This is a genomic window from Microbulbifer sp. ABE4_465 (assembly GCF_056160765.1).
In genome coordinates this window covers 245,745-270,417 of the sequence record NZ_JBSWXV010000005.1, presented here as the reverse complement: position 1 = coordinate 270,417, position 24,673 = coordinate 245,745, and the positions used below count along the sequence as shown (strand labels likewise).

The 24,673-nt window shown below is 59.8% G+C and carries 19 protein-coding genes; all 19 read left to right on the top strand.

Annotation, left to right across the window (positions count from 1 at the left end):
- Nucleotides 1–40 precede the first annotated feature (40 nt).
- The 19 genes from leuC to ACXAG1_RS11015 all read left to right on the top strand — a co-directional run bounded on the left by leuC (nucleotide 41) and on the right by ACXAG1_RS11015 (nucleotide 24,555).
- A complete protein-coding gene (gene leuC, locus ACXAG1_RS11105; protein WP_475119740.1) occupies nucleotides 41–1,519 on the top strand; it encodes a 3-isopropylmalate dehydratase large subunit in 1,479 nt (492 codons plus the stop codon).
- A gap of 1 nt (nucleotide 1,520) precedes the next feature.
- Complete coding sequence (gene leuD, locus ACXAG1_RS11100; RefSeq protein WP_475119739.1) at nucleotides 1,521–2,168, top strand: 3-isopropylmalate dehydratase small subunit; 648 nt, start codon at nucleotides 1,521–1,523, stop codon at nucleotides 2,166–2,168.
- 24 nt (nucleotides 2,169–2,192) lie between these two features.
- The gene (leuB, locus tag ACXAG1_RS11095; RefSeq protein ID WP_475119738.1) at nucleotides 2,193–3,266 is read left to right on the top strand and encodes a 3-isopropylmalate dehydrogenase; all 1,074 of its coding nucleotides are present in this window, start codon (nucleotides 2,193–2,195) and stop codon (nucleotides 3,264–3,266) included.
- 97 nt (nucleotides 3,267–3,363) lie between these two features.
- Entirely contained in the window at nucleotides 3,364–4,479 is a 1,116-nt protein-coding gene (gene asd / locus ACXAG1_RS11090; RefSeq protein ID WP_475119737.1) for an aspartate-semialdehyde dehydrogenase, read from the top strand.
- Nucleotides 4,480–4,780: 301 nt separating this feature from the next.
- Nucleotides 4,781–5,785 (top strand): Asd/ArgC dimerization domain-containing protein, encoded by a 1,005-nt coding sequence (locus ACXAG1_RS11085; protein ID WP_475119736.1) that lies wholly within the window; start codon nucleotides 4,781–4,783, stop codon nucleotides 5,783–5,785.
- A gap of 343 nt (nucleotides 5,786–6,128) precedes the next feature.
- On the top strand, nucleotides 6,129–9,278 hold the full coding sequence (locus tag ACXAG1_RS11080; protein WP_475119735.1) for a FimV/HubP family polar landmark protein: 3,150 nt from the start codon (nucleotides 6,129–6,131) through the stop codon (nucleotides 9,276–9,278).
- Nucleotides 9,279–9,427: 149 nt separating this feature from the next.
- Entirely contained in the window at nucleotides 9,428–10,315 is an 888-nt protein-coding gene (truA, locus tag ACXAG1_RS11075) for a tRNA pseudouridine(38-40) synthase TruA (RefSeq protein WP_475092440.1), read from the top strand.
- 168 nt (nucleotides 10,316–10,483) lie between these two features.
- Nucleotides 10,484–11,137 carry a phosphoribosylanthranilate isomerase gene (locus ACXAG1_RS11070; protein WP_475119734.1) on the top strand — a complete coding sequence of 218 codons (654 nt, stop codon included), beginning with the start codon at nucleotides 10,484–10,486 and terminating at the stop codon, nucleotides 11,135–11,137.
- Between the two features lie 3 nt (nucleotides 11,138–11,140).
- Complete coding sequence (gene trpB, locus ACXAG1_RS11065; protein WP_475092442.1) at nucleotides 11,141–12,361, top strand: tryptophan synthase subunit beta; 1,221 nt, start codon at nucleotides 11,141–11,143, stop codon at nucleotides 12,359–12,361.
- 11 nt (nucleotides 12,362–12,372) lie between these two features.
- On the top strand, nucleotides 12,373–13,185 hold the full coding sequence (gene trpA / locus ACXAG1_RS11060; protein ID WP_475119733.1) for a tryptophan synthase subunit alpha: 813 nt from the start codon (nucleotides 12,373–12,375) through the stop codon (nucleotides 13,183–13,185).
- Between the two features lie 264 nt (nucleotides 13,186–13,449).
- Nucleotides 13,450–14,304 (top strand): acetyl-CoA carboxylase, carboxyltransferase subunit beta, encoded by an 855-nt coding sequence (gene accD, locus ACXAG1_RS11055; RefSeq protein WP_475092444.1) that lies wholly within the window; start codon nucleotides 13,450–13,452, stop codon nucleotides 14,302–14,304.
- Nucleotides 14,305–14,544: 240 nt separating this feature from the next.
- Nucleotides 14,545–15,807 (top strand): bifunctional tetrahydrofolate synthase/dihydrofolate synthase, encoded by a 1,263-nt coding sequence (folC, locus tag ACXAG1_RS11050; protein ID WP_475092445.1) that lies wholly within the window; start codon nucleotides 14,545–14,547, stop codon nucleotides 15,805–15,807.
- 39 nt (nucleotides 15,808–15,846) lie between these two features.
- Nucleotides 15,847–16,569: an SPOR domain-containing protein gene (locus ACXAG1_RS11045; RefSeq protein ID WP_475092446.1), complete on the top strand. Its 723-nt coding sequence runs from the start codon at nucleotides 15,847–15,849 to the stop codon at nucleotides 16,567–16,569.
- A 144-nt stretch (nucleotides 16,570–16,713) separates the two neighbouring features.
- Entirely contained in the window at nucleotides 16,714–17,211 is a 498-nt protein-coding gene (locus ACXAG1_RS11040; RefSeq protein WP_475092448.1) for a CvpA family protein, read from the top strand.
- Nucleotides 17,212–17,279: 68 nt separating this feature from the next.
- Entirely contained in the window at nucleotides 17,280–18,764 is a 1,485-nt protein-coding gene (gene purF, locus ACXAG1_RS11035) for an amidophosphoribosyltransferase (protein WP_475119732.1), read from the top strand.
- A 476-nt stretch (nucleotides 18,765–19,240) separates the two neighbouring features.
- On the top strand, nucleotides 19,241–20,425 hold the full coding sequence (locus tag ACXAG1_RS11030; protein WP_475119731.1) for an O-succinylhomoserine sulfhydrylase: 1,185 nt from the start codon (nucleotides 19,241–19,243) through the stop codon (nucleotides 20,423–20,425).
- Nucleotides 20,426–20,529: 104 nt separating this feature from the next.
- Nucleotides 20,530–21,441, top strand: a complete 912-nt coding sequence (locus ACXAG1_RS11025; protein ID WP_475119748.1) for an AAA family ATPase — start codon at nucleotides 20,530–20,532, stop codon at nucleotides 21,439–21,441.
- Between the two features lie 40 nt (nucleotides 21,442–21,481).
- Nucleotides 21,482–22,504: a DUF58 domain-containing protein gene (locus tag ACXAG1_RS11020; RefSeq protein WP_475119730.1), complete on the top strand. Its 1,023-nt coding sequence runs from the start codon at nucleotides 21,482–21,484 to the stop codon at nucleotides 22,502–22,504.
- The gene (locus ACXAG1_RS11015) at nucleotides 22,501–24,555 is read left to right on the top strand and encodes a transglutaminase TgpA family protein (protein ID WP_475119729.1); all 2,055 of its coding nucleotides are present in this window, start codon (nucleotides 22,501–22,503) and stop codon (nucleotides 24,553–24,555) included. The genes ACXAG1_RS11020 and ACXAG1_RS11015 overlap by 4 nt, the downstream gene beginning before the upstream one ends.
- Nucleotides 24,556–24,673 lie beyond the last annotated feature (118 nt).

Here is a 24,673-nt window from a genome sequence, read left to right as displayed (position 1 = left end):
CCCTAGACTCCCGCATGTTATCCATAGAGGAGATGGGGCTATGGGCCATCCTGAGAAGCAAGAAGCGAACAAAAAACAGACGCTCTACGACAAGCTCTGGCAAGACCACCTTGTCAAAAGCCGTGATGACGGCACCGCACTGATCTATATCGACCGTCACCTGATTCACGAAGTGACCTCTCCTCAGGCCTTTGAAGGGCTACGTCTGGCCGGTCGCAAGCCGTGGCGCACGGACTCTGTGGTAGCCACGCCGGACCACAATGTACCGTCTGACGCCGCCGAGCGCGCCGGTGGTATTGCCGGGATTCAGGACGAAGTGTCCCGTATCCAGGTGCAGACCCTGGATGAGAACTGCAAGGACTTCGGCATTGTCGAGTTCGGTATCAACGATCCGGGGCAGGGCATTGTGCACGTAATCGGGCCTGAAACCGGTGTGACCCTGCCGGGCATGACCGTGGTGTGCGGTGACTCCCACACGTCCACCCACGGTGCACTGGGCGCGCTGGCCCACGGCATCGGCACCTCCGAGGTGGAGCACGTGATGGCCACCCAGTGTCTGATTCAGAAAAAGATGAAGAACATGCTGGTGCGTGTGGACGGCGAGCTTGGCCCGGGTGTTACCGCAAAAGACGTGGTGCTGGCCATCATCGGCAAGATCGGCACCGCCGGCGGTACCGGCTATGCCATCGAGTTCGGTGGCTCCGCCATCCGTTCCCTTTCGATGGAAGGGCGCATGACCATCTGCAACATGGCGATCGAGGCTGGTGCCCGTGCGGGCATGGTCGCGGTGGACGACATCACCCTGGAATACGTGAAGGGCAAACCCTACGCGCCCAAGGGCGAGCAGTGGGACAAGGCGGTGGAAAACTGGAGCCGCCTGCACTCCGATGACGGTGCCCACTTCGATGAAATCGTCGAGCTGAAGGCGGAAGAAATCGAGCCGCAGGTAAGCTGGGGGACGTCCCCGGAAATGGTAGTGCCGGTCAGTGCACTGGTACCCAATCCCGCGGATGAAAGTGACGCGACCAAAAAATCCGGTATCGAGCGCGCGCTGGAATATATGGGACTGAGCGCCGGCCAGAAAATTACCGATATCAACCTCGACCGGGTATTTATCGGCTCCTGCACCAACTCCCGTATCGAAGACCTGCGCGCCGCCGCCGAGGTCGCCAAGGGCCATAAAAAGGCCGACAGCGTGAAGCAGGTGCTGGTGGTGCCGGGTTCTCAGTCGGTGAAAGTACAGGCGGAAAAAGAAGGTCTGGACAAGGTGTTTATCGAAGCGGGCTTCGAGTGGCGCGAGCCTTCCTGCTCCATGTGTCTGGCGATGAACGCAGACAAGTTGGGTGCCGGCGAACACTGTGCGTCCACGTCCAACCGCAACTTTGAAGGTCGCCAGGGTTACGGGGGTCGCACGCACCTGGTCAGCCCGAGTATGGCGGCAGCGGCGGCAATTGCCGGTCACTTCATTGACGTGCGTGAAATGCAGAAGACGACAGCCGTGAGCGGAGGGAATAAATAGCATGAAGGCATTTACCAAGCATAAAGGCGTGGCCGCACCCATGGACCGCGCCAATGTGGACACGGATCTGATTATTCCCAAGCAGTTCCTCAAATCCATTAAGCGTTCCGGCTTCGGCCCGAACCTGTTCGATGAGCTGCGTTACCTGGACGAGGGACAGCCGGGCCAGGATTGCAGCCAGCGTCCGGTGAATCCGGATTTTCCGCTCAACCACCCGCGCTACCAGGGTGCTTCCGTGTTGCTGGCGCGCAAGAACTTTGGCTGTGGTTCCAGCCGTGAGCACGCGCCCTGGGCGCTGGATGATTACGGTTTTCGCGCGGTGATTGCACCGAGTTTTGCGGATATTTTCTTTAATAACTGTTTCAAGAACGGTCTCCTGCCGATTGTTCTGGAAGAAGATGTTGTCGAGCAGTTGTTCCAGGAGATGTACGCGGAAGAGGGCTACCAGCTGACCATCGACCTGGAAAAACAACAGGTCGTCAAACCCAACGGCGACACCATCGACTTTGAGGTGGATGCCTTTCGCAAGCACTGCCTGCTGAACGGCTTGGATGATATCGGCCTGACCCTGGAAGACGCGGACGATATCCGCGCTTACGAAGCCAAGCGCCGCGAGCAGGCGCCGTGGCTGTTTGATGCGGTGAAGTAAAAAGACAGAATAACTGGAAGAACGATGAGCAAAAAAATCATGATCCTGCCGGGCGACGGAATCGGCCCGGAAATTGTCGAACAGGCCGTTGCGGTACTGAAAACCGCCGATGAAAAGTTCGGCCTGCACCTGGAATTTACCGAAGGCCTGATCGGCGGTGCCTCCATCGATGCCCACGGCGAACCGCTGACCGATGCGGAACTGAAAAACGCCGGTGACTGCGATGCGGTATTGCTGGGCGCCGTCGGCGGTCCCCAGTGGGACACTCTGGACCGTGCCATTCGCCCGGAAAAAGGCCTGCTGAAAATTCGCAGCGGCCTGGGTCTGTACGCCAACCTGCGCCCGGCCATTCTGTATCCGCAGCTGGCCGACGCCTCTTCCCTGAAACCGGAAGTGGTATCAGGGCTGGATATCCTGATCGTACGCGAGCTGACCGGTGGTATTTACTTCGGTGAGCCACGCGGTATCAAGACTCTGGAAAATGGTGAGAAGCAGGGTTTCAACACCTATGTTTACACCGAATCCGAAATCGAGCGTATCGGTCGCACCGCATTTGAAGCTGCACAGAAGCGCGGCGGCAAGCTGTGCTCCGTGGACAAGGCCAACGTACTCGAAGTGACCGTGCTGTGGCGCGAAGTGCTGGACCGCCTGGCCCCGGAATACCCGGATGTGGAGCTGTCGCACATGTACGTGGACAATGCGGCCATGCAGCTGGTGCGTGCACCCAAGCAGTTCGACGTGATGGTGACCGGCAATATGTTCGGCGACATCCTGTCCGACGCCGCCGCCATGCTCACCGGTTCCATCGGTATGCTGCCGTCTGCGTCCATGAACGAAACCGGCTTCGGTCTGTACGAGCCGTGTCACGGCAGTGCGCCGGATATTGCAGGGCAGGGCATCGCCAACCCGCTGGCCACCATTCTTTCCGCCGCCATGATGCTGCGCTACTCCCTGAATATGGGCGACGCGGCCGATGCGATTGAGGCGGCAGTGAGCAAGGTTCTGGATCAAGGACTGCGCACCGCGGACATTTACACGGACGGCTGTAAAAAAGTCTCCACCGCGGAAATGGGTGCAGCAGTGGTGGCCGCTTTCTAATAAAGCAAGCCTCCAATTGACGTCATCCCGGTCTCTACATTCATGCGGCGCGGCCGCTCCGGGATCCAGAAACAAACAAATTGAACAGGGTAATGAAATGAACAAGGTAGGATTCGTAGGCTGGCGCGGTATGGTCGGCTCCGTTTTGATGGGCCGCATGCTGGAAGAAAACGACTTCGCACATATCGCCGAGCCGGTATTTTTCTCCACATCCAATGCCGGTGGTAAAGCCCCGGAAATTGGCAAAGAAGTCGCGCCCCTCAAAGACGCCTACGACCTGGATGCTTTGGCCGAGCTGGACGCCGTTGTCAGCTGTCAGGGCGGTGATTACACCAAAGAAGTGTTTGGCAAGCTGCGCGAAAAAGGCTGGGACGGTTACTGGATCGACGCCGCCTCCAGTCTGCGGATGAACGACGACGCCATCATTGTGCTGGATCCGGTGAACCGCGATGTGATCGACAACGGTATCGAATCCGGTGTGAAGAACTACATCGGTGGTAACTGCACCGTGAGCCTGATGCTGATGGGCCTCGGCGGTCTGTTCAAGGAAGGCCTGGTGGAGTGGGTAACCGCTCAGACCTACCAGGCAGCGAGCGGCTCTGGCGCCAAGCATATGCGTGAGCTGATTTCCCAGATGGGCAGCATTCGCGATGGCGTCGCCTCTGAACTGGCGGACCCCGCCAGTGCCATTCTGGAAATCGACCGCAAGGTGGCCGAGAACATGCGCAGTGGCGACTTCCCCACCGCGCAGTTCGGCGAGCCGCTGGCCGGTAGCCTGCTGCCGTGGATCGACACCCAGCTGGAGTCCGGCCAGAGCCGCGAAGAGTGGAAGGCCCAGGTGGAAGCGAACAAGATTCTGCGCACCGACAGCACCGTGCCCGTGGATGGTACCTGTGTACGCATCGGCGCCATGCGCTGTCACAGCCAGGCGTTCACCGTGAAGCTGAAGAAAGACCTGCCGCTGGAAGAGATCGAGAAAATTATGGGTTCTGCCAACGACTGGGTAAAAGTGGTGCCCAACGATCGCGAAGTGACCCTGAAAGAGCTGACCCCGACCGCGGTAACCGGCAAACTGGATATCCCGGTTGGCCGTCTGCGCAAGCTGAGCATGGGTGGTGAATACCTGAATGCCTTCACCGTCGGTGACCAGCTGCTGTGGGGCGCTGCCGAGCCGCTGCGTCGTGTACTGCTGATTTTGCTCGGTAAGCTTTGATTTGCTAGTCAGACCTTAACTGCCTGAGCGAAGGTGCCGATGCCGGGTAACGCCTTGCGAGACCTTCACCGCCATGGATGGCGGTGCAGAGCCCCAGGGATGGGTTCACCGCGTGTCTCGCAAGGCGTTACCCGGTAGCGGTACCGCCACCGCACTTCGCAATTGCGGTGCCCCGTGCCTATATATCCCGTCGATAGCTTCCCCCCTGACTCTCCACGAGTATAATCCCCCGCAATTTTAGGCTGCTGCTTTAGTGGTCGACCTGGCTGAAAAGCATTCGAAAAAACACGTGAGTACAAATATGACCGAATCCACCTGGGAACTGGTGATCGTTGGTGTTGGCAGTGCGCCCTTTGATGCGCTGCTGGAGATCCTGGAAGAGCGCAAGACCGTGACCCCGGGCCAGCTCAAGCTGGTGATCGACGATGAAGCCGAAGTCGATCCGCAGGTGTTCGCCAATCGCAGCGTGCCGGTCACTCCGCTGAAAGAGTTTGCCTTTTCCCCGGAGCAGGTCGTGCTGCTGCTGACCGCAGGTGATACCGCGACTGCCGCGCTCGCACAGGCCGAGCAGGCCGGCGCCTGGGTGGTGGATGCGGCGGGTATTACCCGTGGCGACGAGAGCGTGGCGCTGATCCATCCGCTGCTGAACAGCGCGGAACTCAATCAGCGGGACGAGAGTGATCGCAAAGTGATCGCCGTGCCGGGTGCCGGTGCCGCGATGCTGGCGGAGGCGCTGTTTCCGCTGAAATCGCAGCTGCAAGCCGTGGAAGTTGTACTGAATCAGCCGGTGTCCGCACTGGGCAAAAGCAGCGTGGATGCCGCCGCTGCACAGACCGCGCGGTTGTTTAACGGCCAGGAGCCGGATGTGGACGAGACAACCGGTCAGCGCCTCGCGTTCAATCATCTGAGCTCCGCCGAGGACCTGCTCGAAAGTGGCCACAATTTCAGCGAATTGGCGCTGGTACTGGAGCTGCGTCGCCTGCTCGGTGACGAGGTGGCGCTGGATGCGAGTATTAATACCGCTTCCGTGTTTCACGGTCAGCTGGCGAATGTCAGTGTGCAGTTGAAAGACCAGCAGGCGCTGGAAACCGTGCGTGGTTTGCTGACCAATGGTGCGCGCCTGGAAATGCGCGAGCGCCCATCGGCACAGGATGCGGTCGGCAGTGAGAATACGTTAGTGGGACGCCTGCGCACCGGATTGATCAATCCGCGCCAGGTTGTTTTTTGTGCGGCATCCGACAATTTGCGTAAAGACGTCGCAATTAACTGTGTACAGATTGTCCACTTGTTGCTAAAAACCCATTGATATTTAATACTTAGCGGCCTTTCTGAAGGTTTCTTCTTAACTTTGGCCCTGTGAGTGGCCCTTAGGGGGCATGGCGATGCTTGGGGGTGTTGCTGGGTGAGTAAAGCGAGAATCCAGATAGGCCACATCTTTTTCGGGGGGTGACTCTTTCGCCGGCTAATGGCTGGTACACACACGAGAGTGTCACCGAAGAGTAGAGCCTGGTGTCTGAGCACTGGTTCTTTTTGAGTAATTTTTGTGCATTTAAATGGCACAAGCCGAACGTAGTTTTCGCTTGGAATACTTTTCTGAGTAAATATTGAACACGTTTTCGGCGTGATTCTAACAATAAAGGGAATCGGATATGCGTGTGCAAAAGCTGGCACTTGCGGTGGGTCTGGTCAGCGCACTGGGTGGCAATGGGGCTCTGGCGCTCGGATTGGGCGAAATCAAGTTGAATTCCACGCTCAACCAGCCGCTCGATGCAGAGATCAAACTGCTGCAAACCCGCGGTCTTGGGGAAAACGAAATCAAGGTCCGCCTGGCGAGCACCGAGGATTTCGAGCGGGCTAATGTTGAGCGGGGCTATGCCCTCGACGGTATCCGCTTCGATGTGGACTACTCCAGTGGTCAGCCCGTGGTACGTATCACCAGTCGCACTCCGATTCGCGAGCCTTTCCTGAATTTCCTGGTGGAAACCCGCTGGCCCAGCGGCCGTCTGTTGCGGGAATACACCCTGCTGATGGACCTGCCGGCCTTCTCCACCAATACCGCGTCCCAGCCTGTACGCGCCGCGGAGCGTGAGCGTCAGCAGGTGCAGCGCAATGCGCCTGTGCAGCGCCCGGTCCAGAAGCCGATTCAGCCTACCGTGCAGCGTACTCCGGAACCGGTAGAAGCACCGGCAGAGCAGCCCGTGCCTGCGCCTGAAGAGTACAGCGCGCCTCAGGAGACTGTGGCGGAAGAGCCGCAACAGCCGATCTTTGAAGAGCCCGCGGAAGAGTTTAGCGAGCCGCAGACGGCGACCGACACAGGCAGCCGTGTCTACGGTCCGGTGGAGGCCAACAAGACCCTGTGGGAGATCGCCCGCGACAGCCGCGAGACCCGCGATCTGTCCGTCCAGCAGACCATGCTGGCGATCCAGCGCCTCAACCCCGAAGCCTTTATCAACAACAATATCAATCTGCTGAAGAAGGGCGCGGTACTGCGCCTGCCCACCGCAGATGAAGTGCGCAACCTGACCCTGACCGAGGCGGTCTCTCAGGTGGCTACCCAGAACGACGCGTGGCGCGACCGCGTTGCGAATAGCGATGCCACCGGCGCGCCGCTGGATGCCCGCGCCACAGTGGAAGAAACCGCCGAGAGCGATACACTCGAAGGCCGTGTATCCCTGGCGGCACCGGGTGATAACGAATCCGTATTGTCCGGCTCCGGCAGTGGCAGCAGCGAGAGCGACGCGCTTGAAGGCGAGCTGGCCGTTACCGAAGAAGAGCTGGATAAGTCCCGCCTCGAAGGTGCCGAGCTGCAGGATCGCATCGGCGAGCTGAACGAGCAGATCGACACCATGGAGCAGCTGGTTGAGGTCTCCAACGACGAGCTGCAGGCCGTGCAGGCCGCCGCGGAACAGACCAACAACGCGCTGGAATCTGAAGGCGAAGTCGACGCCTACGAATCAGAGTTCGAGTCCGAGCTTGAAACCGAAGCCGTGGGCGAGACCGCTATCGATAATGGTGCCGCACTGGATGGCGCCGACGTTGAAGCAAGCGACGCTACCACTGAAGCAGACTCTACGGAAATCGTGGAAGCGGCTGCAGAACCGGAAGAGGAAACTACCCGCAATCGCGTAGTAGTGCAGACCCGTCCGGAGCCGACGCTGGTTGAACGCGTCATGGACAACATCGTGCCCATCGGTATCGGTGCGGGCGCGTTGCTCGTTGGCCTGTTCGGCTTTATCTCCTGGCGCCGCCGCAAGGAAGAAGAGGAGGCCATCCGTCAGGTAGAGGCGGAAATGGCTGCTGAGCGGGCTCAGGAGGAGGCTCCGGAGGAGGCGTTTGAAGACGACACTCTGGTCGCCGTTGAAGAATTTGAAGCCAACGACAACTTCGATCTGGATGAACTGAGCGAGGTGGAAACCGACGACCCGGTAGCGGAAGCGGAAATCCATCTTTCCCTGGACCAGTATCAGGAGGCGGAAGCCAAGCTGCTGGCGGGGCTCAGATCTGCGCCGGAAAATGTGGATGCGCGCCTGATGCTGCTGGAAGTGTACGCGCACCAGCAGGATGCGAATCAGTTTGACGATCACTACCGCCAGTTGCTGGGCTACAGCGATGGCCCCGCAGCGGACCGTGCTGCGCGCCTGCGAGAGACCATTGCAGGCATCGGTGCCTTTGTCGCGCCGGAAAATGATTTCTCCAGCGAGTCCCTGGAAGCGGCGCAGCTGGATGATATGGGTGCAGACTTCGATGAAATCGAAGCGAGCTTTGATGACCTGGATGAATTCTCTACCGCCAGCGCGAGCGCCGGTACCGAGAGTAGTGAAGACGATTTTGGCTCGCTGGACGACCTCTCTCTGGATCTGGGCAGTGCGGATGCCGAGGTGGCAGCGGAAGAAGATGAGTTTTCGCTCGACCTCGATCTGGGCGATGACCTGGGGATCGATAGTTCGGAACAGGAATCCATTGCCGGAACGCAGCCAGCCGATGAAGAGTTCTCCCTGGATCTGGGCTCTGATCTCGAGCTGGACGCGAAAAAGCCTGCGCAAGACGTCAGCGCGGAATCCACTCAGGAAGCCGATGATTTTAACCTCGACGATCTGATGGCAGATGGCGAGCTGGATCTCGAGAGCCTTGAAAGCCTGGACCTGGATGGCGATTTTGATATTGCCGGAGAGGACACTTCGGCGGTAGCGCCGGCTTCCGCTTCTGCGGACCCCGAAGTTGAAGATGGTGGTCTGGAGTTCGACCTTGACCTGACGCCGATGGATGATGGGGATGAACTCTCCGTCGATGAGAGTAACGTCGCGGCTCCGGAAGCAGAATCCGCACAGGATGACCTGGAACTGGGTGGCTTCGACGGCGAGCTGGAAGAGAATCTGGACGAAAGCTTCGGCGATGACCTGGGTAGCCTGGATCTGGATAGTATTGACCTGGGTGACTTTGATCTTGAAGGTGATTCCGAGACTCCCACCTCAGAGCAGGCTGCACCGGCCGCAGAGCAAGAGCTTGACGTTGCGGTGATGGAAGAGCCGGCGGCGCCAAGTGCTTCCACCGGCAGTCAGCCCACTGTTGAGACTTCCGCGGATCTCGATGATCTGAGCTTTGATCTCGAAGGCGACCTGGACTCGGAGCTGAACCTGCTGGAAGGCAGCGACGAAGTCAGCACCAAACTGGAGCTGGCCCAGGCCTATCTGGATATGGGCGATAAAGACGGCGCCCGTGAAATTCTCGGTGAAGTCGTCGAAGAAGCCGCTGGCGAACACCAGCAGCGCGCCAAAGATATGTTGGAACGCATGAGCTAATTGCTCTGAACAGAAGTTCCCGACCAGTTATTCACGCTGTCTACAGCAACAACACTTTGACCCCGCTTATGCGGGGTCTTCTTTTTTCGGGCCGATATTTTGGGTCAGAAGTTCGGGTCAGAAGTTCGGGGAAGTGTAAAATTCGCCCCATGATGAACAAGATTTACCACTACAAGCCTAACGGTGAGGTGCCGGAGGGGGAGTCCCTGCCGGAAGGGCTGCGCCGCATTGCGCTGGGCGTGGAGTACTGCGGTACCCGTCTGCGCGGATTCCAGAAGCAGAAACACGACCCGCGTACGGTGCAGGAAACCCTCGAAAAGGCCCTGTCCAAGGTGGCCGCGGAACCGATCACCCTGGTGTGCGCCGGGCGTACCGACGCAGGGGTGCATGCCACAGGCCAGGTGATCCACTTCGATACCACCGCCGTACGTCCCACCAAGGCCTGGATCCAGGGGGTAAATACCCAGATGCCATTCGATGTGCGGGTGCACTGGGCCAAGGAAATGCCGGCGCAATTCCATGCGCGCTTTTCCGCGCGCCACCGCACTTATCGCTATCTGATTCACAGCGCGCCGACGCGTGCGGCGCAGGCTGCGAGCGAAGTGACCTGGACCGAACGCACCCTGGATATGCAGGCCATGCGCGACGGCGCCCAGTACCTGATTGGCGAACACGATTTCAGCAGTTTCCGCGCGGCTCAGTGCCAGGCGAAGTCCCCGGTTCGGCGGCTTACCCGGCTGGATATCGGCCGGGTGGGGCAGCTGATCGTGCTGGAGGTGAGTGCCACGGCGTTTCTGCACCATATGGTGCGCAATATCACCGGTGTATTGATGGCGGTTGGCCGTGGCGATCGCGCGCCGGAGTGGGTGGGGGAGGTGCTTGCGGCGCGGGATCGCACAGCCGCCGGCGTTACCGCGGCACCCCACGGTCTGTACCTGGTAGATGTTCAGTACCCGCCGGAGTTCGCTTTGCCGGAAGTAGCGCCCGGTCCGCTATTGGTCTCGCAACCGCTGGGTACCATTGGCAAGGATCAGTAAGGCCGTGCAAAGGGCGGGGCGAGCGCTGGCCTGCGCGTTTCGCCGCGCCCGGTGATCTGATAGTATCGCCTGCTCTCCGAATTTTGCTGTCAGCGCCCTGGATTTACGGCGCATCGCGCCAGTCTGGCAGTACTCGTGTGTCAAACCACACAAACGATTTAATGGATTATGCGCGTAAAGATCTGCGGAATTACCAGTGTCGAAGACGCTCGCCTGGCGGTTGATGCCGGCGCGGATGCGTTGGGGCTGGTGTTCTATCCCCCAAGTCCCCGCCATGTGACGCCCGAACTGGCCGCGGAAATTGCCAGTGCGGTATCGCCGTTTGCGGTACTGACCGGCCTGTTCGTGGATGCGCACCCGCAGGAAGTGGAAGACACCTTAAAGCTGGTGCCGCTGAACCTGTTGCAATTTCACGGCAGCGAAAACTCGCCCTATTGCCGCCAGTTCCATCGCCCGTATATGAAAGCCCTGCGCATGAAGCCGGATCTTGACCCGGTGGAAGCCATGGCTGCGTATCCCGATGCCCGGGGCATCCTGTTGGATGCCTACCGCAAGGGCGTGCCTGGTGGCACCGGGGATACCTTCGACTGGCAGCGGGTGCCGCAGGGCAGTGACCGCCACATCATTCTGGCCGGTGGCCTCAACCCTGAGAATGTTGCGGAAGCGATTGCCGCAGCGAACCCTCACGGAGTAGATGTCAGCGGCGGTGTGGAAGCCGCTCCCGGCCGCAAAGATCCTCATAAAGTGCGCGCATTTATTCGTGCCGCCCGTACCGCCGCAGGCAGCGGCGTGCGCAGTAACGCATTGACCCAAGGAGTTTGAGCAGTGACTAAACCCAGTTCGCCCATTGATTTCGGGGCCTATCCGGATGCCCGCGGGCACTTCGGCGAGTTCGGTGGACGCTTCGTCTCCGAGACCCTGATCAGCGCCCTCGATGAACTGCAGGAAATGTACCAGCGCCTGAAAAACGACGCGGATTTCCAGGCAGCCTTCGACTATGACCTGGCCCACTATGTGGGGCGTCCCTCGCCGTTGTATCTGGCAGAGCGACTGACGGAATCCGCGGGCGGGGCAAAAATCTGGCTCAAGCGAGAAGACCTGAACCACACCGGCGCACACAAGGTGAACAATACTGTCGGGCAGGCGCTGCTGGCCAAGCACAGCGGCAAAAAACGCGTAATCGCGGAAACCGGCGCGGGTCAGCACGGTGTGGCGACGGCGACCGTTGCCGCGCGCCTGGGCTTGAAATGCGCGGTGTACATGGGTGCGGAAGACGTCAAGCGTCAGTCCCCGAACGTGTACCGCATGAAACTGCTGGGAGCGGAAGTGATCCCGGTCGAGTCCGGCTCCAAGACCCTGAAAGACGCCATGAACGAAGCCATGCGCGACTGGGTCACAAACGTAGACGATACCTTCTACATCATCGGCACCGTGGCCGGCCCGCACCCGTATCCGCAGCTGGTGCGCGATTTCAACTCCATTATCGGCCGCGAAGCGCGCCGTCAGAGCCTGGAGCAGTTCGGTCAGTTGCCCGACGCACTGGTTGCCTGTGTCGGCGGCGGCTCCAACGCCATCGGCCTGTTCCACCCGTTCCTCGGCGATGAGTCGGTAAAAATGTACGGTGTGGAAGCGGGCGGCGACGGCCTGGAAACCGGCCGCCATGCGGCGCCCCTGAACGACGGTGTGCCCGGCGTTCTGCATGGCAATCGCACCTACCTGATGGAAGATGAAGATGGCCAGATTATTGAAACGCACTCGGTATCCGCGGGCCTCGATTACCCGGGCGTCGGTCCTGAGCACTCCTGGTTGAAAGACATCGGCCGTGTGGATTACGTCACCGCCAATGACGACGAAGCGCTGACTGCGTTCCGAACCCTGACCCGTAAGGAAGGCATTATTCCTGCGCTGGAATCCAGCCACGCGGTGGCATACGGTCTCAAGCTCGCGGCCACCATGCGCCCGGATCAGAATATTGTGGTGAACCTGTCCGGTCGTGGTGACAAGGATATTTTCACCGTTGCCGCCATCGACGGCATTGAAGTGTAAGGAGCGGGATGGTGAGTGAATTGAATAACCGGATTGATCGCCGCTTCGCCAAGCTGCGCAGTGAAGGGCGCAAGGCGCTGGTGACGTACATCGTTGCCGGCGACGGTGGCCTGGACAATACCGTGGACCTGATGCATCAGCTGGTGGCCAGTGGTTCCGACCTGATTGAACTGGGCGTGCCGTTTTCCGACCCGATGGCGGAAGGGCCGGTAATCCAGAAAGGGCACGAGCGCGCCCTGGAGCAGAAGGCCTCCCTGCGCAAGTGTATGGAATTGCTGAAGGCATTCCGCAGCAAAGACGAGGAAACCCCGGTCATTCTGATGGGGTACGCCAACCCCATCGAGAAAATGGGTGCGGAAGCCTTTGCCGATGCACTGAAGGAAGCCGGTGGCGATGGCGCCCTGACCGTGGACTTGCCGGCGGAGGAGGCGGGCCCGCTGAACAACCTGCTGAGGGCCCGCGAGCTGCGCAATATCTTCCTGCTGACCCCCACCACCAGCGACGAGCGCATTGCGCAGATCGCCGGGCTGGCCAGTGGCTTTGTCTACTATGTATCCCTGAAGGGCGTCACTGGCGCTGGCCACCTGGACCTGGATTCCGTGCGCGACAATTTGGCGCGCATTCGCCGTCATACGGATCTCCCCCTGTGCGTGGGCTTTGGTATCAAGGACGGTGCATCCGCCAAAGCGGTAAGTGCCGATGGCGACGGTGCGGTAGTTGGCAGTGTGCTGGTGTCCGCAGTGGGTGAATCGGCCGATGGTGCGACGGCGAAAGATCGTATTGGCGGTATCGTCGCGGAGATGCGTTCGGCGCTCGATGCCTGATTGCGCTCGCCTGGCGATAATTTAAGCGCCAACTTGCGCGCAATGCCGTTTGGCCAGAAAGCCCGATTTCGCGGCTTATCTGGCCAAGTGCAATTTTTTTGAAAGTGGTTTAATTCGCGGTTTTAGAATTGCCGGTCATATAGGCTGAACCTTCGAAATAGCGGGGTTCCCTGTCAGAGCAGGGGCTTTGCCGGCAGTAAACGAATTCAGGGTGCCTCGGGTTGGCCGTGGTGCTCAATGGCAAGCATTGGATTTGGTAACAGAATGAGCTGGTTAGAAAAAATTGTTCCGTCTGTGATTCGCACCGAGCGCCGCGCTGGCGCCAGTAAGGTGCCGGAAGGTGTGTGGAAGAAGTGCGTCAAGTGTGATTCCACTCTCTACCTGCCGGAGCTGGAGCGCAATCTGGACGTGTGCCCAAAGTGTGAGCACCACTTCCGCATCGGTGCCCGTCGCCGTCTGGATATGTTCCTGGATGTGGAGCACCGCGAGGAGCTGGCGACGGATGTGGAGCCGGTGGATCGTCTGAAGTTCAAGGACGTGAAGAAGTACAAGGATCGTCTGACTCAGGCGCAGAAGGCGACCGGTGAGAAAGATGCGCTGGTGGCGATGCAGGGTTTGCTGGAGGGCAAGCCGGTGGTTGCGGTGGCGTTTGAGTTTGCGTTCCACGGTGGATCCATGGGCTATGTGGTGGGTGAGAAGTTCACTCGTGCGGCCCAGCGCGCTCTTGATGAAAATATTCCGTTGGTTTGTTTTTCGGCCACCGGCGGTGCGCGGATGCAGGAGGCGTTGATCTCGCTGATGCAGATGGCGAAGACTTCGGCGGTGCTGGAAAAACTGCGGATGGCGGGTGTGCCTTACATTTCGATTATGACGGATCCGGTGTACGGTGGTGTTTCTGCATCCTTGGCGTTGCTGGGGGATATCAATGCGGCGGAGCCGGGTGCGCGTGCGGGTTTTGCCGGGCCGAATATCATTGAGCAGACCATTCGTCAGAAACTGCCGAAGGGTTTCCAGCGCGCGGAGTTCCTGTTGGAGCACGGTGCGATCGATATGATTATTCCGCGCAAAGATATGCGGAATACTGTTGGCCGGATTCTGGGTAAGCTTTCCAACAACTGATTTTTCCTCGGTCCCGCGCTGATCAAACTCAGTGGCGGGACCGCTGCCGGGTGGGCCTTTGTGAGACACGCCGTGAACCCATCCCTGGGGGCTCTGCGAAAACATCCATGTTTTCGAAGGTCTCACAAAGGCCCACCCGGCAGCGCCCCCTTCGCTTCGACTTCTTCACTTCGAATCAACTCCCTCTAGTTGTTCTTCCTAGCTAAAATCTTTTCACCTGACTAAATCACCGGTGACCTAATGCGCGATCTCCAATCCTGGCTCTCTCGCCTGGAAAAGCTCCACCCAACAGAAATCGAACTAGGCCTAGCGCGAGTATCCTCCGTCGCGCGTGTGCTGGATGTGGAAACACCGGCGCGTAGGGTGATTACCGTGGGAGGTACCAACGGCAAGGGCAGTTGTGTGCGGACGATGGAGGCGCTGTTGCGTGCCGGGGATCACTCCGTGGGCGCCTACAGTTCGCCGCACCTGTTGCGCTTTAACGAGCGCATTCGCATCGATGGTCAAGAGGTTGCGGACGAGCAGTTGATCGCGGCGTTTGAGGCGGTTGAGCAGGCGCGCGGGGAGGTGAGCCTGACTTACTTTGAGTTCACGACCCTGGCGGCGTTCTGGCTGTTTAAGCAGGCTGAGGTGGAGTTTGCTTTGCTGGAGGTGGGCCTGGGTGGTCGGCTGGATGCGGTGAATCTGGTGGATGCGGATATTGCGATCATTACCAGTGTGGCGGTGGATCACGAGGCCTGGTTGGGGAATGACCGGGAGGTGATTGGCCGGGAGAAGGCGGGGATTTTGCGGGCGGGTAAGACGTTTGTGTGTGCGGACCCGCAGCCGCCGGCTTCGGTCATTGATATTTCCGGCAAGCTTGGCTGTGAGAGCTTTTTTATCGGGCATGAGTTTTCCCTGATCGATGGAGAGTATGCGCTGCAGGCGGAGCCGGCGTTACGCTTTGGTGTGCCGGAATTGCAGTTGCCGCCGGCCAGTGTGGCGGCGGCGGTGACTGCGTTGGCGATTGCCGGTGAGTTGCCGGAGGCGGAGCGGGTTTGCGAGGTGCTGGAAACCCTGCGGATGCCCGGGCGTTGTCAGGCGGTGCACTGGCAGGATCGCAATCTGTTGCTGGATGTGGGGCACAACCCGGCGGCGGCGACGTATCTGGCGGATTGGCTGGCGCGTCATCCGGTGTCCGGGCGCACGGTGGCGCTGGTAGCGGTGATGGCGGACAAGGATTTGGATGGGCTGGTTGAACCGTTGAAAGACACCGTGGATTACTGGTTTCCGGCGCTTTTGCCGGGCAATCCGCGCGCGGCGAGTGCGGAGCAGGTTTTGCAGGGGCTCGCGGCCGCGGGTGTGGCTGAGACGCAGGTTTCGGATCGCTGTGCGCCGGTGGCGGAGCAGCTGCAAGTGGCGATGGGGGCGCTGGGCAGGGAAGACAGGTTGCTTGTTTTCGGCTCTTTCTTTACCGTTGCGGAAGTATTGTCCGAAATAGAGCGGCTCGGTGGAGCCCGATAGTCCTTCTATAGCCCTCTAATAGCGCAAGAGAACAAACCAATGGCCGGCCGGGACAGCGACTCCGATTCCTACTCTCAACAGCGTCACAAGAGCGCATCCCGTCGGCTGAACGATGGCGTGAAGCAGCGCATCGTGGGCGCGCTGGTGCTTGCGGCACTTGCGGTCATCTTCCTTCCCACCCTGTTCGACCGGGAAGGGGCGCGCTATATCGATGTGACCAGCCAGATTCCGGCACCGCCGGATATCAAACCCATCTCCATTGCCGAACCGCAACCCATCGAGAATATCGAGCCGGCGCCACCGGTGAATGAGGTATTCCAGCCCGATTTCGTAGAGCAGTCGGGCCCGGCGCCGGACCCGGAAGCCGTTTCTCTGGAGCCGCAAGCGCCCGCAGAGCCTCAGCCTGCACCGGCAAAACCCGAGCCTGAGCAGGTTGCCCAGTCAGAGTCCCGGTCAGAGCCCCAGCCAGATCCAAAGCTGCAGTTGCCGGCGGAGGAAACGCAACTGGATGAGCAGGGGTTGCCCGAAGGGTGGGTGGTTCAGGTGGCCGCCTATAAGGAAGCCGCCAGCGCCGATCGTATGCGCAGCAAGCTGATGGACGCCGGTTTCCGCGCCTATACCCGTGCCGTGGATACCCCCAAGGGCCGCTTTGTGCGCGTGTTTGTGGGGCCCAAGCTGAGCCGGGTGGATGCGCAGTCAGAGAAGCAGAAGCTGGACAAGCTACTGAAGACAGAGACCCTGATTCTGCGCTATCGGGCCTGATACCACTCGGTGCCGCGCGACCTTACCATGCACTCCTTTTCGGTTACCTTTTTCAATGGTTTTGGTGAACTGCTTCACTGGCCCCGGTCGGTAAGTTAGAATGCGCGCTCTTCGCGGCAGCCGCCGCGTAGCAGGTAGGGTTGAATGAACTGGGCTGACTGGACCATTCTGGCAATCGTCGCCATCTCCACGCTGATCGGCTTGAGCCGAGGCTTCGTGCGCGAAGTGCTGTCGCTACTCACCTGGGTGGCGGCATTCGTAGTGGCGATGATGTTCCGCGACCAGCTGGCACCACTGCTCTCCAACCTCGTCGATACGCCTTCACTACAGGCCATAGCCGCCTTTTCCATACTGTTCATCTTTACCCTGCTGGCGGGAGCCGGCCTGAATATGACCCTGTCTGCGTTCGTGGAGGCCACCGGCCTGTCTGGAACCGACCGGGTATTGGGTATGGTGTTCGGTCTGTTTCGCGGCTGCATCATCGTGATGGCATTGCTGATCTTCGCTCCGGCGCTGGCGCCGGTGAATGAGGACGGCTGGTGGCAGCAATCGACGTTAATACCGCATTTTCTCGAATTTGAGGACCGCGCGCGCGAAGCGGCTGGCGCGATCAAGGATTTCTTCGCAGGGCAAATTGACTGATCGATGGGCTGCGGGAGGCGGCGCGGGATCACCATGACCATTTCGAAATGACTGGGGTTATCTGAAGTATGTGTGGCATCGTTGGAATCGTCGGTAAGAGTGACGTCAATCTGCAGTTGTACGACGCGCTCACCCTGTTGCAGCACCGTGGCCAGGATGCCGCCGGTATCGTCACCTGTGATGGCGACCGCCTGAATCAGCAAAAGGCCAACGGCCTGGTGCGCGACGTGTTCCGGGCGCGCCATATGCAGCGCCTGACCGGTAACTTCGGTATCGGCCATGTGCGCTACCCAACCGCTGGCAGCTCCGGCCCGGCACTGGCCCAGCCGTTCTACGTGAACTCCCCCTACGGCATCGCCATGGCCCACAATGGCAACCTCACCAACGTCAACGAGGTGAAGGACCAGATCTTCCAGCAGGACCTGCGCCACATCAACACCGACTCCGACTCCGAAGTCCTGCTCAACGTATTTGCCCACGAGCTGCACAAGGAGCACAAGCTCCAGCCCAAAGCCGAAGACATCTTCACCGCCATGCGCGCCGTGCACAAACGTGTACGCGGTGGCTACGCCTGTGTGGCGATGATTGTCGGCTACGGCATTGTGGCCTTCCGCGACCCCAACGGAATCCGCCCGCTGGTATACGGCAGGCGCGAAACCGATAAGGGCACCGAATATATGGTGGCCTCTGAATCCGTAGCGCTGGACGTGCTCGGTTACACCCTGGTGCGCGACGTGGCGCCGGGTGAATGTATCTACATTGAACTGGATGGCACAGTGCACTCCGAGCAGTGCGCGGAAAACCCCAAGCTCACGCCCTGTATTTTCGAACATGTGTACTTCGCCCGCCCGGACTCCATCATGGACGGCGTTTCCGTGCACAAGGCGCGCCTGCGTCAGGGGGAGCACCTGGCTGAAAAAATCCTGCGCGAGCGCCCGGACCACGATATTGATGTAGTGATCCCGATCCCGGATTCCTCCCGCTCCGCCGGCCAGATGGTGGCGCACCGTCTGGGTGTAAAATTCCGCGAAGGCATGGTGAAAAACCGCTATATCGGCCGTACCTTCATCATGCCGGGTCAGAAGCAGCGTAAAAAATCGGTTCGCCAGAAGCTGAACCCGATCGAACTGGAGTTCCGCGGCAAGAATGTATTGCTGGTGGACGATTCCATCGTGCGCGGGACTACCTGTAAGCAGATCATCCAGATGGCGCGGGATGCGGGTGCCAACAAGGTTTATTTTGCTTCTGCCGCTCCGGCGGTGAAATACCCGAACGTGTACGGCATCGATATGCCTTCTGCCACCGAGCTGGTTGCCCATAACCGCACCACTGAAGAGGTGTGTGAAGAGATCGGAGCAGACTGGTTGATTTACCAGGATCTCGATGAGCTGATCGTTTCCTCTGCGGATGGCAATACCGAGATCAAGGAGTTTGATTGCGCGGTCTTTGATGGCAAGTACATCACCGGTGATGTTACCCAGGAATACCTGGACAGCCTGCATGCGGCGCGCAATGACAATGCGAAAGGGAAGGGCAACGAGAGCTCGTTGTAAGCTCTAGTAAGGCTCCCTCTTATTTTATTCGGCCCACCCATCGGTGGGCCGAAGCGTATTTGCCAATCGCTAAGGCGCTGATGCCGGGAGTTGTTTGCGAGACCTTCCGCGAGAGGGACCTCGCGGAAGAGCCCCCATGGATGGGTTCACGGCGTGTCTCGCAAACAACTCCCGGCAGCAGTGCCGCCAGTGCACTACCTACGTAGCTCTCCATACCGCGGTGGTAAAAAGAGCTTCGTTTTTGCCAGTATTGGCGACAGAGCAGCGGGTATCCGTTTTCAAAACCGCTGTGAATACGTCCATGTACGCTGCGTCGGCGACGTCCCTGTCGCCGACGCTTTTGAAAACGGATCCCCGCTACTCTGTCTTCGCATTAAATCTATTTACTTCGTAGCTTTGGTGATTCGACCTGCCTAAGTCGCCTTCATGGGTTAAGATTACCGGCTCAGCAATTTCTAACCCGGGACGGTTAATCCATGTTTGAAGACGACGGCTACGCGCTGGAAACACTGGCGGTACGAGCAGGCCAGAGCCGGTCGGCGGAAGGCGAGCACGCCGAGCCTATCTACACCACCTCCAGTTACGTCTTTCCCTCTGCGGCAGAAGCCGCCGCGCGTTTCTCCGGGGATTCTCCCGGCAACGTCTACTCGCGCTACACCAACCCCACCGTGCGTATGTTTGAAGAGCGTATCGCCGCGATGGAAGGCGGGGAGGCGGCAGTGGCGACTTCGAGCGGCATGGCTGCGATTTTGAGCCTGTGCATGGCCACCCTGAAAAGCGGCGACAAGGTGATCTGTTCCCGCAGCGTATTCGGCACCACCACCGCGCTGTTTACCCGCTACATGATCAAGTTCGGGGTGAAAGTCAGTTTCGTAGAGCTGACCGATTTTCAGGCCTGGAAAGACGCGGTGGATGGCGATACCAAACTGCTGTTCATGGAAACGCCGTCCAACCCACTCTGCGAAGTCGCCGATATTCGCGCCATGGCGGATCTCGCCCACAGCGCCGGTGCGCAGCTGGTGGTGGATAACTGTTTCTGCACGCCCGCACTGCAGCGTCCACTGGAGTTGGGCGCCGACATCGTTGTGCACTCCGCCACCAAATTTCTCGACGGCCAGGGCCGCTGTCTGGGCGGCGTGGTTGTGGGTAAGAAAGAAGTCATGGATGAAGTCGTCATCTTCCTGCGCACCTGTGGCCCCAGCCTCAGTCCCTTCAACGCCTGGGTCTTCCTCAAGGGGCTCGAAACCCTCAACTTGCGCATGCGCGCCCACTGTACCAGCGCACTGGATATCGCCTGGTGGCTGAAAGAACACGCGCAGGTGGAGAAGGTGAACTACGTCGGTTTGCCCAGTCACCCCAATCATCAGCTCGCAGCCGCGCAGCAGAGTGGCTTTGGCGCGGTGTTCAGTTTCACCGTCGCCGGCGGGCGCGAGGCGGCCTGGAAGGTGATCGATGCCTGCAAGATCTTCTCGGTGACCGCCAATCTCGGTGACGCCAAAAGCACCATCGTGCACCCGGCTACCACGACGCACGGCCGCCTGAGTGATGAGGACAAAGAAAAAGCCGGTATCACCGAAAACCTGATCAGGATCTCGGTGGGGTTGGAGAATGTGGAAGACCTGAAGGCCGATCTGGCGCGAGGCTTGTCGGCTCTCGCATAAAAAGGTCACAATGGCGCGGAATGTGACATGATGAATGGCCCCGTTTATCCCGGGGCCTATCATTAATGGCTAGTGAAGAAAAACCGAGCAGTAATGGATTTGCCGTGCAAAAAATCATCTCCGCGATTGTCGATGACATCGGCAAGGTCCTGTTAGGAAAAGAACATCAGGTAAAGCTGGCGCTGGCCTGTCTGCTGGCCCGCGGTCACCTGTTGATCGAAGACCTGCCCGGCATGGGCAAAACCACTCTCGCGCACGCACTCGCCCAGGTGCTGGGGCTCAGCTACAAGCGTGTCCAGTTCACCAGCGATATGCTCCCCGCGGATATTATCGGCGTCAGTATTTTCGAGCGGGAGTCCGGCCAGTTCCGTTTCCACGAAGGCCCGGTATTCAGCCAGTTACTGCTCGCCGACGAGATCAATCGCAGCTCCCCCAAAACCCAGAGTGCACTGTTGGAAGCGATGGAGGAGCGTCAGGTCAGCGTCGATGGCGAAACCCGCCCGCTGCCTGAACCCTTCTTTGTTATTGCCACCCAGAACCCGTTGCAACAGTCCGGTACCTTTGTACTACCGGAATCCCAGCTCGACCGGTTCCTGATGCGCATCAGCCTCGGTTACCCGACCCGCGAAGCGGAGCGTGCGCTGTTCAAAGGCGTCGACCCACGCGCCCAGCTGGCGCAGATCAAGCCGCGCATCAATAGCGAAGGCCTGCGCAAACTGCAAAGCCTGGTCAGCCAGGTCAAAGCCTCCGACTCGCTGCTGGATTACCTGGAGCGCCTGGTACTACACACTCGCCAGAGCGCCGAATGTGGCGTAGGCCTTTCTCCGCGCGGCGCCTTGGCGTTACTGCATGCCGCTCGTGCCTGGGCACTGATTCACAATCGCGGCCACCTCTTGCCTGAAGACCTGCAGGCCGTACTGCCTTCCGTTGCCGGCCATCGTTTGCAGAGCGACGGCACCGACGGTACCCAGCTGGTGGAGCGTATGATGCACCAGGTGGACATTATCGCCGCCTGAGGCAAACGGGGTTCCCGCACACGTGCTTAAAAATGTCTCAATGGAATCCTCCACGAGTAAAAACCATCCCCGTGGCGCACTGAACGCGACCCCCCAGACTGCCGGTGTGTTAAACCGGCGCTGGCTCCGCTGGCTGGACCGGCGCCTGCCCGCAGCGCCCAGTGTCACGCTCAATCATCGCAAATTGTTTGTCCTGCCCACTGCCGCTGGCATGGGATTCCTGTTGCTGATTTTCCTGTTGTGGCTGCTCGGCACCAATTACGAAAACAATCTGGTGCTCGCGCTGGTATTCCTGCTGGTGGGACTGTTGGTGATCTTGCCGGTACACACCTTTGCCAACCTGTCCGGTCTGAAGTTGCGTCTGCAGGACGTCGACCCCGCCTTTGCCGGGGATTTCGGCACCGCAAAGGTCGCACTGGAAAAAACCGGCAAGCGCGCCCACGAAAGAGTGCGCCTGAGCTGGCCACCGGAAGAGGGGGTGCTGGCGGATGTTACTGACAGTGCGTCCGTCGAGGCTCGCCTGGATCTGCCTCTGGTCCAGCGTGGCAAGGTGCGCGCCCCGCGCATTCGCGTGGAGAGCCGTTTTCCCCTGGGGCTGTTCAAATGCTGGAGCTGGGTGGATCTGGATGTGGAGTTCCTCGTATATCCGCAACCGAAAGCCCCGGGCCCACTGCCCTGGGGCGCCAGTGTGGGCGAGGGGGAGCAGGAGAAAAGCCTTTCTGTCGGCGGTGATGATTTCGCCGGCCTGAAAAATTATCAGCCGGGAGACTCACTGCGGCACGTCGCGTGGAAACAGTTTGCCGGCGGACGTGACCTGTATAGCAAGGAATACGCCTCCGGCAGTGACGCCCGCCTGTGGCTGGATTGGGACCTTCTGGCCGGGCGCGAGCCCGAGGCCCGCCTGAGCAATCTGTGTGCCTGGGTGCTGGAGGCGGAGCGCGCTCAGATAGCCTACGGATTGCGGCTTCCCGGCCTGACGGTGGAGCCGGCGCTGGGTAGCGCCCATCGGCAAAAAGTGCTGAGTGCGCTGGCGCTGTTTCCGGTAAAAGGAGTCGTCGGGTGAGCGTGCATAGTGGGCAATTACAGACACTGTTGCCGCGAGAGAGCCTCCTTTGGGTCTTCGCCGCGCAACTGGTGGTGCTGTTGCCGCATTTCGCTCATCTTCCCATCTGGTTGGTTTTTGCCTGGTGTATCGCCGTTTACTGGCGCCTTGAAGTGTTTCGCGGGCGGCGGGAAATTCCCGGGCGTGTGGTCAAACTGGTGGCGGTCAGCCTGGCGGTTGCGGGACTGGCGCTGACGTATCGGCGCTGGTTTGCCCTGGAGCCCATGGTGGCGTTGCTGGCCGTCTCCTTTACCCTGAAAAATATCGAACTGCTGAGCCGGCGGGACGCCATGCTCAGCCTGATGCTGGCCTATTTTCTTGCCGCGACCCTGTTCGTGTTTGACCAGACGATTCCCTACGCGCTCTATGGCGTCTTTAGCCTGCTGGTGGTAACCGCCGCTCTGGTCGCGCAACAGGGCAGTGGCAGCGCCCGTGCCGGCCGGGCTTTTGGGCTGTCAGCAAAGCTACTTGCGCAGGCGGTGCCGGTGATGCTGGTGCTGTTTGTAGTAATGCCGCGCCTAGGGCCTTTGTGGGCGGTACCGCATAATACCTCCGCGGCTTCCACCGGAATCAGTGATTCCATGAGCCCGGGGGATTTCAGTCGACTGTCCAAATCCGACAAGCCCGCACTGCGCATCTCTTTCGACGGCCCGGTACCGCCACCGGAGCAGCGCTACTGGCGCGGGTTGGTGTATACCCACTTTGATGGTCGCCGCTGGAGTGAACCGGGGGTTACCGGTAATCGCTGGGCCGGTCGCCGCGCCCGTGCCGGAGGCGATGATGAGCAAAGTCTGCCCGCGGTAGGGCCGCGCTATCGTTATCAGGTTATTCAGGAAGTCAGTCACAATCCCTGGTTGTTTGCCATGGCAACCCCCCATTCCGATACCCGGGGGGTGCGTACCACCGAGGAAGATACCCTGATTTACCGGAATCCGGTGGGCAGCCGACTGGCCTACGATGTGCGCTCCTGGCCCCGGGACAGTATTCCCGCGCAGTCCCGGTTGAGTGCGGCGGAACGGCGCCGCCACTTGCAGCTCCCCCAATCTGGCAACCCCGAGGCCCGCGCCTGGGCGTTGGCGCGGCGGCAAGAGGGGATGGGTGCGGATGCCATATCCCAGGCGCTGCTGACCATGTACAACCGCAGTTTTACCTACACCCTGCAGCCGCCCGCGCTGGGCAAAAACACTGTGGACGAATTTCTGTTTGGCACCCGGCAGGGATTCTGCGAACACTTTGCCAACAGCTATGTATTCACCATGCGCGCCGCGGGGGTTCCCGCACGAGTGGTGGCGGGCTATCAGGGCGGTGAGTGGGTAGAGCAGCAGGAGTATTTGCTGGTGCGCCAGTATGACGCGCACGCCTGGGCGGAAATCTGGCTGCCGGAACGGGGCTGGGTGCGTGTGGACCCCACCGCTTCTGTGGCGCCCCAGCGTATTCGCGACGGCCTGCAGAGTGCCGCGGCGGACGAATTTATGCAGGATGCATTTTTGCCCCTGCATAAAATTGCCTTTGTCACGCGTTTGCGACTGCAGTGGGACACGATCAATTACCGCTGGTACCGCACCGTGGTGAGTTTTGATGCCGAGCGTCAGGAAGGCCTGTTGCGCCGCATGCTGGGGGAAATATCTCCGCTGCGCGTGGCTATCTTTCTGGGGACACCGATGGCAATCGCCCTGGTTGTATTGTTGATCTGGCTGAACTTGTCAGGGCGCGGTCCTGCGTTAGCGCCGGTGGATCGTCTTTATCTGCGCTTTTGCCGGCGCATGGCACGGGCGGGATTACCGCGTAACCCCGGTGAGGCAGCTGGAGATTACGCGCGGCGAATCGAGCGTGAATGGCCGGCGCTAGGGCCTATGGTTCTGCGCATCACTCTTGCCTATGAAAAGGCCGCTTTCGCTGATGATGCTAAGGCGCTCAAACAGTTGCGACGCCTGGTGCGCGTGTTCTGGCCACTGCGACTTTCCGCACGATCTGTCACTTCCGAAGATCCCGCGCACATATCGGCGCGTTGATGAGTGGGCGAACGATCGCGGTACTGGCGCCAGGTGAAAACGTCAGGTAAAAGTGTGGGACAATAGCGCCCCGTTTTCCGCGCCTGCTGGCGATGGCCAGTCAATATTGCCGCGGTAA